The 14,865-nt window shown below is 69.9% G+C and carries 14 protein-coding genes; 10 read left to right on the forward strand and 4 right to left on the reverse strand.

Annotated features, from left to right (window positions below; translation table 11 throughout):
* Positions 1–38 precede the first annotated feature (38 nt).
* Both ACIQFX_RS23990 and ACIQFX_RS23995 read left to right on the forward strand, forming a co-directional pair.
* On the forward strand, positions 39–1,781 hold the full coding sequence (locus tag ACIQFX_RS23990; protein WP_402466839.1) for a dolichyl-phosphate-mannose--protein mannosyltransferase: 1,743 nt from the start codon (positions 39–41) through the stop codon (positions 1,779–1,781).
* 1,478 nt (positions 1,782–3,259) lie between these two features.
* On the forward strand, positions 3,260–3,772 hold the full coding sequence (locus tag ACIQFX_RS23995; RefSeq protein ID WP_402466841.1) for a YcxB family protein: 513 nt from the start codon (positions 3,260–3,262) through the stop codon (positions 3,770–3,772).
* Between the two features lie 74 nt (positions 3,773–3,846).
* On the opposite strand, the gene ACIQFX_RS24000 is transcribed toward ACIQFX_RS23995, so the two are convergent.
* Positions 3,847–4,407: an AAA family ATPase gene (locus ACIQFX_RS24000; protein ID WP_402466844.1), complete on the reverse strand. Its 561-nt coding sequence runs from the start codon at positions 4,405–4,407 to the stop codon at positions 3,847–3,849.
* Positions 4,404–5,162 (reverse strand): GntR family transcriptional regulator, encoded by a 759-nt coding sequence (locus ACIQFX_RS24005; RefSeq protein ID WP_402467401.1) that lies wholly within the window; start codon positions 5,160–5,162, stop codon positions 4,404–4,406. The genes ACIQFX_RS24000 and ACIQFX_RS24005 overlap by 4 nt, the downstream gene beginning before the upstream one ends.
* Positions 5,163–5,516: 354 nt before the next feature.
* Between ACIQFX_RS24005 and ACIQFX_RS24010 the strand changes: the two genes are divergently transcribed.
* From ACIQFX_RS24010 to ACIQFX_RS24040, 7 genes are all read left to right on the forward strand, one after another.
* On the forward strand, positions 5,517–5,786 hold the full coding sequence (locus ACIQFX_RS24010) for a hypothetical protein (protein WP_402466846.1): 270 nt from the start codon (positions 5,517–5,519) through the stop codon (positions 5,784–5,786).
* The gene (locus tag ACIQFX_RS24015) at positions 5,783–6,235 is read left to right on the forward strand and encodes a helix-turn-helix domain-containing protein (protein WP_402466848.1); all 453 of its coding nucleotides are present in this window, start codon (positions 5,783–5,785) and stop codon (positions 6,233–6,235) included. Before ACIQFX_RS24010 ends, ACIQFX_RS24015 begins: the two co-directional genes overlap by 4 nt.
* Positions 6,232–6,789, forward strand: a complete 558-nt coding sequence (locus tag ACIQFX_RS24020; RefSeq protein ID WP_402466850.1) for an HNH endonuclease — start codon at positions 6,232–6,234, stop codon at positions 6,787–6,789. The genes ACIQFX_RS24015 and ACIQFX_RS24020 overlap by 4 nt, the downstream gene beginning before the upstream one ends.
* Positions 6,786–8,441, forward strand: coding sequence for an ATP-binding protein (locus ACIQFX_RS24025; RefSeq protein ID WP_402466853.1), 1,656 nt, complete (start codon positions 6,786–6,788; stop codon positions 8,439–8,441). Before ACIQFX_RS24020 ends, ACIQFX_RS24025 begins: the two co-directional genes overlap by 4 nt.
* A gap of 241 nt (positions 8,442–8,682) precedes the next feature.
* The gene (locus ACIQFX_RS24030) at positions 8,683–8,907 is read left to right on the forward strand and encodes a helix-turn-helix transcriptional regulator (RefSeq protein ID WP_402466855.1); all 225 of its coding nucleotides are present in this window, start codon (positions 8,683–8,685) and stop codon (positions 8,905–8,907) included.
* 425 nt (positions 8,908–9,332) lie between these two features.
* Complete coding sequence (locus ACIQFX_RS24035) at positions 9,333–10,637, forward strand: tyrosine-type recombinase/integrase (RefSeq protein WP_402466857.1); 1,305 nt, start codon at positions 9,333–9,335, stop codon at positions 10,635–10,637.
* Entirely contained in the window at positions 10,634–11,371 is a 738-nt protein-coding gene (locus ACIQFX_RS24040; protein ID WP_402466860.1) for a TIGR02391 family protein, read from the forward strand. The genes ACIQFX_RS24035 and ACIQFX_RS24040 overlap by 4 nt, the downstream gene beginning before the upstream one ends.
* A 306-nt stretch (positions 11,372–11,677) precedes the next feature.
* Here the strand turns inward: ACIQFX_RS24040 and ACIQFX_RS24045 are convergent, their stop codons facing one another.
* Together ACIQFX_RS24045 and ACIQFX_RS24050 are read right to left on the reverse strand one after the other, a co-directional pair.
* On the reverse strand, positions 11,678–12,121 hold the full coding sequence (locus ACIQFX_RS24045; RefSeq protein WP_402466862.1) for a hypothetical protein: 444 nt from the start codon (positions 12,119–12,121) through the stop codon (positions 11,678–11,680).
* A 233-nt stretch (positions 12,122–12,354) separates the two neighbouring features.
* Entirely contained in the window at positions 12,355–12,936 is a 582-nt protein-coding gene (locus ACIQFX_RS24050; RefSeq protein ID WP_402466864.1) for a dihydrofolate reductase family protein, read from the reverse strand.
* A 122-nt stretch (positions 12,937–13,058) separates the two neighbouring features.
* On the opposite strand from ACIQFX_RS24050, the gene ACIQFX_RS24055 reads away from it, so the two are divergent.
* Positions 13,059–14,702, forward strand: a complete 1,644-nt coding sequence (locus ACIQFX_RS24055; RefSeq protein ID WP_402466866.1) for a penicillin-binding transpeptidase domain-containing protein — start codon at positions 13,059–13,061, stop codon at positions 14,700–14,702.
* Positions 14,703–14,865 lie beyond the last annotated feature (163 nt).

Below are 14,865 nucleotides of genomic sequence, written 5' to 3' on the forward strand. Positions count from 1 at the left end.
CAGGCGACGCGCACAGGCGCGTTCCCTACGATGGCGCGGTGACCAGTACCGCACCCGAGACCCTGGAGGGCCGGCAAGCCGTGGCAGAGCCCTCTTCGTGGCAGCAGCGGCTGCGGCGTTTCGGCTACGAGCCGCCCGCCGGAAGCTCCGCACCCATCGGGCTGCGGGAGCGGCTCGTCCCGTCGTACACCCGGCCCTCCGCCCGCGTGTGGTCGCTCATCGGCCTCGGACCCGGGCCCGCCGAGCGGCTCTGGCGGCTGATGGCCTGGGGCGGTCCGCTCCTGGTCACGGCGGTCGCCGGCCTGCTGCGGTTCTGGAACCTGGGCAAGCCGCGCGCGGTGATATTCGACGAGACGTACTACGCCAAGGACTCCTGGGCCCTGATCAACCAGGGGTACGAGGGCGCCTGGCCGAAGGACATCGACAAGACGATCCTGTCCGACCCGGGCGCGGTGCTCGTGCCGACCGACCCCGGATACGTCGTCCACCCGCCGATGGGCAAGTGGGTGATCGGCGTCGGCGAGAAGCTGTTCGGCTTCGAGCCGTTCGGCTGGCGGTTCATGGTGGCGCTGCTCGGCACGCTGTCCGTGCTGATGCTCTGCCGGATCGGCCGCCGCCTCTTCCGCTCGACGTTCCTGGGCTGCCTGGCCGGCCTGCTGCTCGCCGTCGACGGACTGCACTTCGTGATGAGCCGCACCGCGCTCCTCGACCAGGTGCTGATGTTCTTCGTCCTCGCCGCCTTCGGCTGCCTCGTCCTCGACCGCGACCGGACGCGGCGGCGGCTCGCCGCGGCGCTCCCCGAGGACGAGGAGGGCGTGCTGCGCCCGGACGCGGAGATCGCGGAGTCGCTGCGCCTCGGCTGGCGGCCGTGGCGGCTCGCGGCCGGCGTCTCGCTGGGCCTGGCGGCCGCGACCAAGTGGAACGGCCTGTACGTCATGGTCGCCTTCGGCCTGATGACCGTCCTGTGGGACGTCGCGGGCCGCCGCACGGCGGGCGCCGTCCGCCCGCACCTCGCGGTCCTGAAGAGGGACCTGGTGCCGGCGTTCGTGTCGGTCGTCCCGGTGGCCATCGCCACCTATCTGGCGACCTGGACCGGCTGGCTCGTCTCCGACAAGGGCTACTTCCGCAACTGGGCCGTCGAGCACGACAAGGTGGCCGGCGGCGGCACCTGGGGCTGGCTCCCGGACTGGCTGCGCAGCCTCTGGCACTACGAGTCCGAGGTCTACACGTTCCACGTCGGCCTGACGTCGCCGCACACCTACCAGTCGAACCCCTGGTCCTGGATCGTCCTCGGCCGCCCCGTCTCGTACTTCTACGAGTCCCCGGCCCCGGGCACCCGCGGCTGCCCCTCCTCCGCCAAGGAGAAGTGCGCCCAGGAGGTCCTGGCGCTCGGCACCCCGCTCCTGTGGTGGGCCGCCTGCTTCGCCATCCTCTACGTCCTCTGGCGGTGGGCCTTCCGCCGCGACTGGCGCGCCGGTGCCGTCGCCTGCGGCATCGCCGCCGGCTGGCTCCCCTGGTTCCTCTACCAGGAACGCACCATCTTCCTTTTCTACGCCGTCGTCTTCGTCCCCTTCCTCTGCCTGGCCGTCGCGATGATGCTCGGCGCCCTCATCGGCCCACGCGGCTCCTCCGAAAGACGCCGCACATTCGGCGCGGTGGCCGCCGGCTGCCTCGTCCTCCTCATCGTCTGGAATTTCATCTACTTCTGGCCCATCTACACCGGCACCCCCATTCCGCTCGACCAATGGCGGGCCCGAATGTGGCTCGACACCTGGGTGTAGCGGGGGAATTGCGGAGAAGAGGGCGCGACCGGTGGTCGCGCCCTCTTCGTCGTCATCGGTGGCTGACGGTGGGCTGCGGCGGCCCCTCGACGGCCCACAGACGGCCCAGCCCGGCCGTCGAGCGCGGGCCAGGGCTAGAAGCAGGAAGGACCGCCCTCCCGGGCGGACGACCTTCGGGCGCCTGCGGCCCGTACAAGGTCTCCGCCATCGGCGTCTACTGGGTACTGGGGCGACACCCCACTACCCAGTAGGAGACACCCCAGTAGAGGCGCCCACGCGCTTACTGGGGCGCGTCTACTGGGTACCGGGGTCCCCACTACCCAGTAGACCCGGAAGGCTCCCAGCTCTCCCGTGACCCTCGGGCCTACTGCCTACTGCCTACTGCCTACTGCCCAACGCACTGGTCAGAAGGAGGACTCGGTCAGTCATGGGGAGGTGTACTGCCTACTCGCTGGACGGGGTGGGCAGTAGGCAGTAGCTCCCAGCAAGACGACGTCACGGTTGGCGGCCCCCACTGCCAGCGCGGAACAGAAGAGTCCACCGCCGGCCGCAGCGTGGTCTCTTCCAAGACCACCGGGCCCGGCCAGCAGTGTCCGCGAGGCTCTGGGCGTCTGCGGCTGTGTGGAGCTCCGGAAGGGCTTTTCAGAGGGGCGGGGGACGGCAGTGTGCACCCTCGGCCGCCCCGCTCCTGAAAAGCCTCTCCCTCTCGTCCTAGAGAGTTGAGAGAAAACAGCGTCCGCAGCGTCCGCAGCCCCGTTCGCGCCGCCCCTGACCTGTGGTTTCCCTGTGGACGCTAAACAAAATGTATAGCGTCCGCCAGCGTCCGCAGCGTCCGCAAGATCTCTCCTCCGCTAAGAGCATCGCCCCAGGTCAGAACGCCCATAGAGGGGATCGGCCGCCGGACGCTGACTCTCCCTCCTCACACGTTCGTCGTGGCCACCTAAGCCCCCCAACCACGCCGGAGGGCGGCACTGAGAGCTACTGGATAGTGGCTACTGGAAACTTTCCACTAGCCGGTGGAGATCCCCTCTACTGGACAGCAGGGACCTTGAACTGGGCTGTTTCCACTGTCCAGTAGCCACTGTCCACTAGCCAGTAGACCCACACAGCGTCACCGACCCGAGCGGGCGGCACCTCGCCAAGAGGCGCCGCGTCCCGTCCCGACCACCGCCCCCTCACAAGCAAGAGGAGCACCCGGCCGGGGGGCGTGCTCCTCTTGTTGTTCCGGCGACACACGGCCGAGGGGGACCCTTGTTGCTTGTCTTGTCACTTGTCTTGTCGCTTGCCGCATCCCTGGTCAGCGGCCCTGTTGGCGCGTTCGGGTGCCAACTTGAGACCCGGACGACAAGACAAGCGACAAGCGACAAGCCGCACCGCGCCGGCCGCCCGCGCCTGACGCAACAGCGACTCTGCGCAGTGTGCCCTCAGACCACCGTTACGTCCCGCTGCTCAGGAGCGGACGGGTAGGCTCCGCTCTCGTGAGCGACATACGCCAGACCTCCTTCACCGTGTCCGGTGCACTGACCCGCGATGAGTTCAACGAAGCCGTCAAAGCCGTTGGATTGTTTCGACGGATGTGGCTCATCGTCTTCGTTGGTTCGGCATTGATCGCTTTCCAGAGCGTGTCACTCTCAGCAGACGGCGGCTCTGTGCGCCCTGTACCTCTTGGTGCCGCGGTGGTCTTCATAGCTGTCTGGCTGGGGATCGTGCGGGTGCTGACCACTCGGTACTACCGGGTCGGCCACGCCTCGGAGGAGAAACAGACAACAGCGGACGACACCGGCATCACCGTGTCCCGGGGTGATGAGACTCGGCATATGGCATGGCGCGAGCTCAGCCGCTATCGCGAGACGACTCGGCTCCATGTGCTCGTCGGGCGCAGGGGCGGGAAGGCGTGCCTGCTGGTGGTGCCCAAGCGTCTGTTCGGTCGGCCCGATGAGAGTGAGCTCTTCAGCGCCTTCCTCAGCAACCAGGTAGGTCGCCGCCACTAGACCTAGCGGTCGTTGCCGCTAGGTCTAGCAGGGGCGCTAGCAGGCAAATGGGCTCCCGACCTGCGGTCTAGCGTCTAGCACTCAGTTTTCAGCCCAGCCCCTTCGAGCGCTTTCAGCACCGGCTCGGGGTCACCGCTGTAGAGGACGTGAGGCTCCGCAACCTCCGGAGGGACGAACCGGGTCCGGTAGCGGGCCAGGTCGTTCTCCGAGAAGTAGATCGAGTTCGGATCAGCTTCGTGCTGGGCGTTCCTCTGGCTCACCCGCGACCAGAGTTCTTCGTGACTCGCTTCCAGGTAGACGAGCAGCGGGAGAGCTCCGGCTCCTGTCGCGATACCCATCCACCGGGCGCGGTCGTCAGGGGTCCAAAAGCCGTGGTCGACCACCACGTTGCGGCCGGCACGGAGGTGGTCACTGAGCTCCACGGCAATCTCTTCGAGCACCGGGCGCTCCAGGGTCGGGAACGTGCCCCGCGGGAAGTCGACGCCGTACACGCCGTGTCGACGGAACATCTCCTCGTCCGGGCACAGTCGGACGAATCCGCGCGCCGTAAGCGCGCGGGAGAGCGTCGTCTTGCCCGAGCCGGGAAGCCCCGCCATGAGCACGCAGAAGGGCCCTGCGGCCTGGTCCGCCGTCACTGCGCGAGCTCCGACTCCGTGAGCCACGTCCGGCCAGGGCCGCCGAGGTCCACGCCGTACTCCACCACGTGGTCCCCGCTGTCGACGAACTTCGCGGTCATCACGACCACAGGTTCCGTGGGCGGCTTTGCGGGGTCCAGCTCCAGGAGCTTCGCGTCCGTCGGCGTCAGCAGTCGGGCCGACGCCGTGTCGATCCGGCGGGTGATCGGCCGCCCCGTGGCCTGCGCGATGAGCTGGAGGGACGTTCCGCCGGACAGACGCTCGCTCTCCGCCAGCTGGGGGACGAGCTTCCCGTACTGCACCGGGATCCACGACGTGGAGTGCGCGACGATGCCGTGTCGGTCGCGGTAGACGCGCCTACGGCGGATCACGTCCACGCCGGACTCGATGCCAAGCACCTGCGCCACGTCGGCCGGCGCCGGGACCACCGCTGCTTCGTGGGAGTCGGATCGTTCACCCGCTCCCCAGCTCGACCCGCTACGGCGGCCCCGGTCCTGACGCTGCGCGCCGGAGGACATGGGAGCGGGGCGGTCGATCACCTCGGTGCCGATGCCGTGGATGCCCCGGACGAGCCCGTCGGTGCGGAGCTTGCGGAGCGCCTTCTCGGCGGTCGCGGTGCTGACGCTCCACTCCTGGGAGAGGGCCTTGATGCTGGGCAGAAGCTCACCCGGCTGCAGCTTCCCGGACGTGATCAGTTCCTCGTAGTGCGCGGCGATGCGTGCGTACGGCGCCCGATGGCTGGCCTGATCCGACACCACGTCAACTCCCTGCCTCGTTGGATGCGTTCCCTAGCGTACCGCTTGACACCCTAGGGTGCCCTAGGGAACCTTAGGGATGCGCCCGCCGGTCGGTTCGATCGAAGCGGGTACGGCTCCCTGCATGGGAGCTGAGGCATGGAAACGTCCTGATCAATGACCTAGGACGAAGCAGGGAGCGGCTCCCTACCGCCAAGCAGATAGCCGCTCCCCGACCCACGAAGGGGCACTCCCATGATGCCTGGATCTCTTGCTCTTCAGTTAGTCAGTCGCCCCGTCGGCAGTCACGTCGACGCATTCGGCGCCCCGGACGCGAACGAGCCGGTACGGCTCAGCGTCCCCATCACGGCGCACGTGTCGTTCGCGGAGCTGCTGACCCTGCTGGTGACGACGCCGGGCGTGTGCCTGGAATACGCGGACCTGGACAGGGACGACGTCGTGCGCGACTCGGTGCGGTTCGCGCTGATCACCACGGACCTCCTCTCGCTGGACCAGCGGTCCGAGCGCGTCATGGCCGTCTACCGGGGCGACGCGCCCGGGAGCCATACCCTGCCGCCGTTCGAATACCTGCGGTGCGTCGGATCCGCGATCACCCGCGCGTTCGGGCTGGAGGCGGCGCTGTGACGATCGCGCCCGAGACCCCGCTGAACCTGTCCGCCGTGGCGCCCACCGAGGGGAACCTGCGGCTGGCGGCGGCCATCGTCGAGGCCGATCTGACCTACGCCGAACTCGCCGAACAGCTCCAGGTCGACCCGAAGACCGTCGAGCGGTGGGTGAACGAGCCCGGACGGCGCCCCTACGCCCGTCACGCCCACGCCGTCGCCCGCGTCCTCGGGACTACCGTGTGGGACCTGTGGCCCGCCATGCGACCGAAGGAACTGGCCCCGCAGACGCCCACCGTCGTGCCGGTGCCGCCCGTGCTGCTGGCGGCCGCCAGGGACGCGCTGAGCCGGGTCGAGAACCTCGACCTCGGCACGGCGAGCCCGACCGCCATGGCCATGCACCTGGGCTCCCTGTCCGCCGCGCTGCGGACCGTGCTCGACCTGGTCGACGTCTCCGGGGTGGCCCGGTGAGCCTGCACGCCTCTCCACGGCTCAACTCCGCCCGCCGTCGCAGCCGCAAGGCACAGCTCGCGGCCCGCGACGGCTGGCGGTGCGCCTACTGCCGGCACCGCTTCCGCGACCTGCGGGAGGCGACGATGGACCACGTCGTGCCGATCTCGCTCTACCGGACGTGGTCCGCGAACGCCCTCGTGCTCGCCTGCCAGCCCTGCAACCACGCCAAGGCCGACCGACTGTTCCTGTCGCTCGCGCTGCTGCTGGTCTGGTCGACCGACCCGGCGTTCACGGGTGTTCAGTCGACCGACGACCCGACCGACCGCACGTCCCCCGTAGCCGACCAGTCGGCCGACTCGGAGCTGATCGAGTTGGGGCCGGACGGGGTCGACTGGTTGATGCTCGCGAGGATCGTTCACGCCCGTTCGTCGGCCGCACGGTCTACCCCCGACCAGGCGAAGCGCCGCGACTCGGTCGAGCCTCGCGTGCGGGTCGGTCGGCTCGACCACGGGCGGCGTACGGCCCGGATGAACACCTGTGAGCAGTCGACCGATCGAGGGGTGAGCGCGTGAACAGCACCACCAAGCCGGTGAACGGAACCGCCCGACCGATCGACCCCGACCGGTCGACCGACCCGGCGCCCGTGAACACCGGGCAGTCGGCCGTGAACACCGGAAGGGGGGCCGTGAACAAGCGCAAGCCGGTCGACGACGAGGGCAAGAAGCCGTCCGCCGCCGTGCGGCTCGTGCAGCTGGCCCGTGAGCGGTACCGGTTCGTCATGTCGACCGACGGCCGCCCCTACGCGGTCGCGATCGACGGCCCGAACATCGCCCTTCCCCTGCGTGGCCGGTCCGGGGTCCGGCAGCGCCTCGCCCGCCTGTATGCGGAGACGTTCGATGGCGACGTGGCCTCGCAGTCCGCGCTGGCGGACGCCATGACGGTCCTGGAGGGCATCGCGGAGTCGGACGACCCCGTACCGGTGCACCTGCGGGTCGGGCACGACGACGCCGGAACGATCGTGGTCGACCTCGGCACCGCTGACGGCCGCGCGGTCACCGTCACCGCCGGCGGCTGGCACATCGTCGAGCGCTCCCCCGTGCTCTTCCGACGGTCCGGGGCCATGGCCCCCATGCCCGCACCGGTCCTGCTCGGGGACGGCCTGTCCATGCTCCACAGCCTGCTGAACATGGACGAGTCCGCCTTCCGGCAGCTCGTCACGTGGCTGATCGCCGCGTGGATGCCGACCATCCCCCACCCCGTCCTCACCTTCAAGGGCGAGCAGGGCACGGGGAAGTCCGCCGCCGCGCAGATGATGGTCAACCTGATCGACCCCTCCCCGGCAGCCAAACGCTCCCAGCCCCGGGACCACAAGGCGTGGGCGACACAGGCGTTCAGCTCATGGGCCCTGTGCCTGGACAACATCTCCACCCTGCCGCAGTGGCTCTCCGACACCCTGTGCAAGGCCGTCACCGGAGACGGCATCGTCGACCGGGCCCTCTACACCGACGACGACGTCGTGGTCCTCTCCTTCCGGCGCGTGCTGGCCATGACGACCATCGACGCCGGAGCTCTCGCCGGGGACCTGGCCGAGCGGCTGCTCATGCTCGACCTCCAGCTGATCGCACCCGAGCAGCGCCGCACCGAGGAAGAGTTGGCCACCGCGTTCGAGACCATCCGGCCGGCCGTCCTCGGCTCGCTCTTCGACCTCCTCGCCGCCGTCCTCGCCGTCCTGCCGAACGTGAAGCTGGACTCCCTGCCCCGCATGGCCGACTTCGCCCGCATCCTCGCGGCCGTCGACCAGGTCATGGAGTGGACGACGCTCGACGACTACCTCGCCGCGTCCGCGAACGTCGCCGGGGACGCACTGGAGGGCGACCCGTTCGGCTCCGCCGTCGCCACCCTGGTCGAGCAGTGCGGCACATGGACCGGGACCGCCGCCCAGCTCCTGGAGCACGTCCAGCCCCCGGGCGGCATCCGGCCTCCCACGTGGCCCAAGGACGCCACCCGCGCCGGAGGGAAGGTCAAGCGCCTCGCCCCACTCCTGCGGTCCATCGGCATCACTGTGGACGACACGCAACGTAGCCGGGACCGGCACCGCCACAAGCTCCTCATCCTGACCCGGACCGACCTCCCCGAGCAGACAGCGTCCGGACCCCCGACGGGCTCTCTGTGGCCCGACGTACCCCCGATCGGACAGGGCCACAGGCACCCTGACCAGTACTGACGATGCCGGACCGGGCCGCACACCAGCGGCCCGGACACGGCAGGAAGCTGCGGACGCTACAGCCGTCCAGCGTCCGCAGCGTCCGCACCAGCTTCCGCACCCCTCGTCCCCCTGACCTGCACAGACAGGGACGTGCGGACGCTAGGAAGCTGCGGACGCTGAAATACACCCAATCTCTAGGACGGCCACCGGCACCACTCCCACCCCGCCCCGCGACGGACACGAGGAGTCACCCAACCCCATGGCCAGCAAGCCGATCGAGACCCTGCGCGCCGGACTCCCGGACCGCTACCTCACCCCCGAGGACATCGCCGCGATGTTCTCCGTCCCCATCGAGACCGTCTACCACTGGCGCAAGCAGCGCACAGGCCCGCCCGGCTTCCGCGTCGGCCGCCACGTCCGCTACGACCCCGCCGCCGTCCGCACCTGGGTCCAGCAGCAGGAAGCCACCGACACCGCCGCCTGACCCGCCGGCCGACCGGGAGGTAGAGCCCCTCCCCGCTACCCGTGGCGGCGTCACACCCCCGTCACGCCCCACCGTCACACCCCGGCCGGAACCCGCTCAGGTAAAGGGAGCCCTTTACCCCGGTAGAGGGGGCGGTAAGGGCCACTGACCTGCGAGGTAAGGCGGGTAAAGGGGGCCCGTCACGGCCGTGACCCTGGCCGTCACACCCCCGTCACGGGCAGGGAGGCGCCAGGGAGGCAGGGAGAACTCCCTCGCCGCCTCCCTGACCCGCTTCCCTGCCGGTGACCTGCACAGAACCCCACCCAGGGAGGCAGGGAGGCACCCTCCCTCGCCATCCCGAAACCCCTCCACAGCCGCTCCCACGGCACCCCCATGCCTCCCTCCCTGAGGGCAGGCACACCACCAACCGAGAGGACGCAGCCCACATGGCTGGCCACATCCAGGACCGCTGGTACAAGACCGAGACCGTCGCCGACGGCACGCCCCGGCGGGTCAAGAGCGACCGCTACGGCACGGGGATGCGCTACCGGGCCCGGTACGTCGGTCCTGACGGCACGGAGAAGTCGAAGAGCTTCCCCGACAAGCAGAAGCGCCTCGCCGAGCTGTGGCTGAACGAGACGGCGGCCGACATGGCGCGGGGGCAGTACGTCGACCCCCGGGCGGGGCGCGTCACCTTCCGGCAGTTCGCGGAGAAGTGGGTGGCGACGCACACGACGGAGGTGAACAGCCGCGAGGCGGCGGAGCGGCGGCTGCGCCTGCACGCGTTCCCCTACATCGGGACCAGGCCGCTCGCGTCGTTCCAGCCCGGCCACATCCGTACGTGGCTCGGCGAGTTGGAGGCCAACGTGCCCGCCGCCTCACACCGCCGGATCGTCTTCGGCACTGTCTCCGCCGCGTTCAGCGCGGCCCTGGACGACGGGCTCATCTCCAAGAACCCGTGCAAGGCGAAGTCCATCCAGATCCCGAAGCCCAGCCACACCCGCGTCGTCCCCTGGACGGCGAAGCAGGTGTTCGGCGTGCGTGCCGCCCTGCCGGAGCACCTGAGGGCCGCCGTCGACGCCGCCGGCGGGTGCGGACTGCGGCAGGGGGAGGTCTTCGGTCTCTCCGAGGATGAGGTGGACCACGAAGGCGGCTGGATCTCCGTGGAGCATCAGCTCAAGCGCATCCGGGGCAAGTTCGTCTTCGCTCTGCCGAAGGGCGGCAAGGTGCGCGACGTTCCCCTTCCTACGTCCGTGGCGGCTGCGCTCAAGGCGCACTCGGAGAGGCACCCGGCCGTCAGGATCACGCTCCCCTGGCGGACCCCTGACGGACCGCTCGTGACGAAGTCGCTCATCTTCACCGGGTCGGCCAGCGGCCACATCCGGGTGAGCCACTTCAACGACTTCATGTGGAAGCCCGCCCTCGCGGCCGTGGGCATCATCCCGGAGCCGGAAGAAGGCGAGCGGTACGCGTCGGCGCCGGAGCACGGCATGCACGCGCTGAGGCACTTCTACGCGTCCGTGCTCCTGGACGCCGGGGAGAACATCCGGGCCCTGAGCCAGTACCTCGGCCATGCCGATCCGGGGTTCACCCTGCGCACGTACACGCACCTCATGCCGAGCAGCGAGGGCCGCACTCGCAGCGCCGTGGACACCCTCTTCCAGGGTCTCGAAGACAGCGGGCACTCCTTCACCTCGCAGGGCCAAAAGCCTGCCGCCCAGGATCGGCAGGAGGAAGAATCTTCCTCGTGAAACCCATCGCAAAGCCTGACTGGGCAGTGGAGCAGCTCACGCGCTTCCTGACCCTGATCGAGGGATACGGCAGCCCCACCGGCAGGGGTCCGTATGTCGCCGGGACGATCCCCACCGATGAAGAGATCTTTGAGCAGGCCCACATCGTCGAGCAGATTTTCGAGCACGTCGAGCCAGAGTGGAGGGAGTTGCTGACACTGTCGTACAACCCGGCGAAGCGCTGGGAAGGCCATGGAGAGACTGCCGTCCGCGTACGGACGGGTATCCTGCACGACGCCGAGATACGCGAGAACCTGGGCGACAACGCACCACGATTGAGTGCCAGTTCACTACACCCATGGGTTTGGGACGGAGCAAAGTCCCTCTGGCGAAGCGGTCACTTCCGGGAGGCGATCACAGCCGCAGCCAGGAAGGTTAACGCCGAGACTCAGAACAAGCTGAAGCTTCGACGTCCGTCCGAGGTCGCGCTCTTCAACCAGGCCTTCTCAATGGACGCCGTCGCCCCAGGCCAGCCTCGGCTTCGCGTACTCCCTGATGACGGAAGCGACACTTACCGCAGCACGCAGCGTGGTGCACGCGCCCTGGCAGAAGGTTGCTACGCCGGCCTCCGGAACCCCAACAGTCACGAAGCCGATCTTGATGAGCTGCCTGAGCACGAAGCTCTGGAACAGCTCGCGGCATTCAGTCTTCTCGCTCGATGGGTGGATTCCGCAACCGCCGAGTTCGCTCAGTAGCGCTTGCCGACGGCCCAGAGACGGCCCCGGAGCCGCCAGGCGACCCTGACCAACAGCTTCGTCGCTGGTCAGGGTCGTGAAGTCCTTGATCCGCGAGGCTTCATCTACTTCTGGCCCATCTACACCGGCACCCCCATTCCGCTCGACCAATGGCGGGCCCGAATGTGGCTCGACACCTGGGTGTAGCGGGGGAATTGCGGAGAAGAGGGCGCGACCGGTGGTCGCGCCCTCTTCGTCGTCATCGGTGGCCACGCCACCGGTGTCGGTGTCGGTGTCGGTGTCGGTGGCAGCCGGTCCGGGCTCCGGTCAGGGTGCCGGTCTGGTCAGGGTGCAGTGGGGGTGGTCGTGGTCCGGGTCGCCGACCCTGGTCCAGAGCTTCAGGACGTTGCCCGACTTGATGGCGGAGTAGGAGTCGGGCCTCTGGTCGCTCGCTTCGGGGTGGTCGTCGTCGAAGCGGAGGCGGAGGAAGCTCTGCTCCTTGTTGGCCTTCTGCCTCCAGGTGCCGGTCCCCGACCAGGCCAGACCCTCGTCCCAGCTGACGGCGACGCAGATGTCGTGGGCGACGAACGTGCCGTCCGGCTTCAGCGTGACGGTGCCGTCGTCGGCGTCGGTCCAGGTGGTGATGAAGTCGGCCCGCTCCAGAAGGACCGGTTCGCCTTGGGGTGGCGGGAGTTCGTAGAGCCTGCCGCAGGCCGTGAGGGCGAGGGCCGTGGCAAGCAGGACCAGCGCGGTTCGACAGTGACGCGACACATCCACCCCTAGCGGTTGCCCGAGCCGCGCGCGGCCGGTGGGCCCGCACGCGCACGCCGTACCCTGGCACGGAATTTGAACATGTTCAAGCCAAGGGTGGCGGTGGGCGGTGGGGCGCGACGCGCAGAGGGCGCGACCGGTGGTCGCGCCCTCTGCGGTGCGGGTCGTGCGGGTCCCCGGTGCCGCTCGGCGCCCGGCCCCAGGAGTCCGTACGGCCAAGGAGCCCGCGCCGCTCAGGCGTCCGTACTGCTGCCGGGCTCCGCGCGGTGGACGCGGAAGCGGAGGACCGTGACGGCGCCCGCGCGGGTGGAGGAGAGCGGCTCCAGGTCCGTCCTGGGGAGGCCCGGGGGCAGGATGCGGACGCCGTCGCCGAGGAGGACCGGGAAGACGTACACGAGGAGTTCGTCGACGAGGCCGCGGCGCAGGCATTGGGCGGCGACGTCGGAGCCGAGGATCTCCAGGTCCTTGCCGCCCGCGGCGGCACGGGCCGTGGCGACCGCCCGGGCGATGTCGCCGGTGAGGACGGTGAACGCCGGGTCGGGCGGGTCCGGCGGCCGGTGGGTGAGGAGGAACACGGGTCCGACGAAGGGGTACTCGGCGCCGTCGGGCTGTTCGGCCCTCATGCGCGCACCCACCTCGTAGGTCCGGCGGCCGACGAGCATGGCGCCGGTGGCCGCCGCGTTCGCCGCGAGCACCTCGGGCGGCACGATGTCGAGGACCCAGTCCATCGCGTCCTCGGGGCCGGCGACGAAGCCGTCGAGCGACATCGCCCTGTTCACGACCACCTTGCCGCTGCCGGTACGCGTCTCGCTCATGCCGTTCGCCCGTCCTGTGGTGTGACCCGTGAGGCAAGTGTGACGGAAATGGCGATAGTTGCTCGACACAACGGACGGGACACGCTTGACTGTACGGCCACCTGGGGAGGGGAGGCGCAGCCATGCGCAGTGGGGCCAAGGTCGCGATCGTGGGAAGCGTGTTCGCCGTGGTGGCGAGCGGGATCGGATACGGGGGCTACAACCTCTGGAACGGCATCACGGGAGGCGACTCGGACATCGGTTCGCAGTCCGCCGCCGCGCCGCGGACCGGGCCCGTCACCGGCGACGAAGTGACGTCGACCGCGCGGGACTTCCTGGCGGCCTGGGCGGCCGGCGAGTCGGACCGGGCGGCACAGCTCACGAACGACCCGGTCGCGGCGGGACCCGCCGTCCTCGCCTACCGGCAGGGCGCGGGCGTCTCCAAGGCCACCATCACGCCGGGGACGCCGGTCGGCGCCAAGGTGCCGTTCACCGTGGAGGCGACCGTCACCTTCGAAGGCGTGTCCAAGCCCTGGTCGTACGCCTCCGAACTCACCGTCATGCGCGGCGAGACCACCGGGCGCCCGCTGGTGAAGTGGCTGCCGACCGTGCTCCACCCGAAGCTCACCGCCGACGGCACCCTCCGCACCGGCGTCGCGACGACCGCCTCCGTCAAGGCCGTCGACCGGGCCGGCAAGGAGCTGACCGCGGAGAAGTACCCCTCGCTCGGGCCGGTCCTGGACGAGCTCCGCAAGCGGTACGGGGCGAAGGCGGGCGGGACGAGCGGCATCGAGACCTGGATCGACTCGGGCAGCGCGACCGTTCCCGACACCACCCTCCTCGTCCTGACCAAGGGCGAGCCCGGCGTCCTGAAGACCACCATCGACGCGGGCGTCCAGGCGGCGGCCGAGAAGGCGGTCAAGGCGTACGGGACGGCCGCGGTGGCCGCGATCGAGCCGTCCACGGGGGCGGTACGGGCGGTCGCCAACAGCCCGGCCGGCGGCTTCAACACGGCCTTCCAGGGCAAGCAGGCCCCCGGCTCGACGATGAAGATCGTCACGGCCGCGATGATGCTGCAGCGAGGCCTGTCCACGCCCGGCAGCAAGGTCGCGTGTCCCTCCACCGTCCCCTGGTACGGCTACACGTTCCACAACCTCAAGGACTTCTCGATCGCCGACGGCACCCTCACCGAGGCGTTCGCCCGCTCCTGCAACACGGCCTTCATCAAGGCGGTCAAGCCGCTCAGCGAGAAGGACGAGGAGAACACCGCGCTCGGCGAGACCGCCCGCCGCTCCTTCGGCATCGGCCTCAACTGGCAGGTCGGCGTGCCCACGTCGGACGGCAGCGTGCCCGAGTCGCAGGGCGTGGAGACGGCCGCCTCGTACATCGGCCAGGGCAAGATCACCATGAGCGCCCTGAACGTCGCCTCGCTCTCCGCGACCGTCAAGAACGGCGGCTTCCTCCAGCCGTACCTGGTGGCCCGCGACCTCGACGACCGCGAGTTCGCCCGGGCCTCGCCGCTCTCCCCCGAGGTCGCCTCGGGCCTCCGCCGGATGATGAGCGCGGCGGCGACGAGCTCGACCGGCACCGCGACCAAGGTGATGGCCACCGTCCCCTCCCCCAAGGGCGCCAAGACCGGCTCCGCCGAGGTCGGCGACCAGGCCACCTCCAACAGCTGGTTCACCGGCTACTCCGGCGACCTCGCGGCCGCCGCCGTCGTCGAAGCCGGCGGCCACGGCGGCGACGCGGCCGGCCCGGTCGTCGCACAGGTCCTGCGGGCGGGGTGACGGAGGGGCGGTCCGCGGTCGGGTAGGTGCGGCAGGTGGCGGGGGCGGGGCCGGTCGGCGGGGCCGGAGGGCCGTCCGTCCCCGTGGAGGGTCATCCGTCTCCGCGGAGGGCCTTCCGTCCCCGCGCCCGACGTCCGGAACCCGGAATCGAGTCGCGTGCCCT

The sequence above is a fragment of the Streptomyces sp. NPDC093089 genome, assembly GCF_044754405.1.
Taxonomy (GTDB): Bacteria; Actinomycetota; Actinomycetes; order Streptomycetales; family Streptomycetaceae; genus Streptomyces.

What these genes read in the sequence shown, in the direction of transcription:
- ACIQFX_RS24035 (WP_402466857.1), top strand. Translation starts at nt 9,333, where the DNA reads ATGGCTGGCCACATCCAGGACCGCTGGTACAAGACCGAGACCGTCGCC.
- ACIQFX_RS24050 (WP_402466864.1), bottom strand. Translation starts at nt 12,936, where the DNA reads ATGAGCGAGACGCGTACCGGCAGCGGCAAGGTGGTCGTGAACAGGGCG.
- ACIQFX_RS24030 (WP_402466855.1), top strand. Translation starts at nt 8,683, where the DNA reads ATGGCCAGCAAGCCGATCGAGACCCTGCGCGCCGGACTCCCGGACCGC.
- ACIQFX_RS24055 (WP_402466866.1), top strand. Translation starts at nt 13,059, where the DNA reads ATGCGCAGTGGGGCCAAGGTCGCGATCGTGGGAAGCGTGTTCGCCGTG.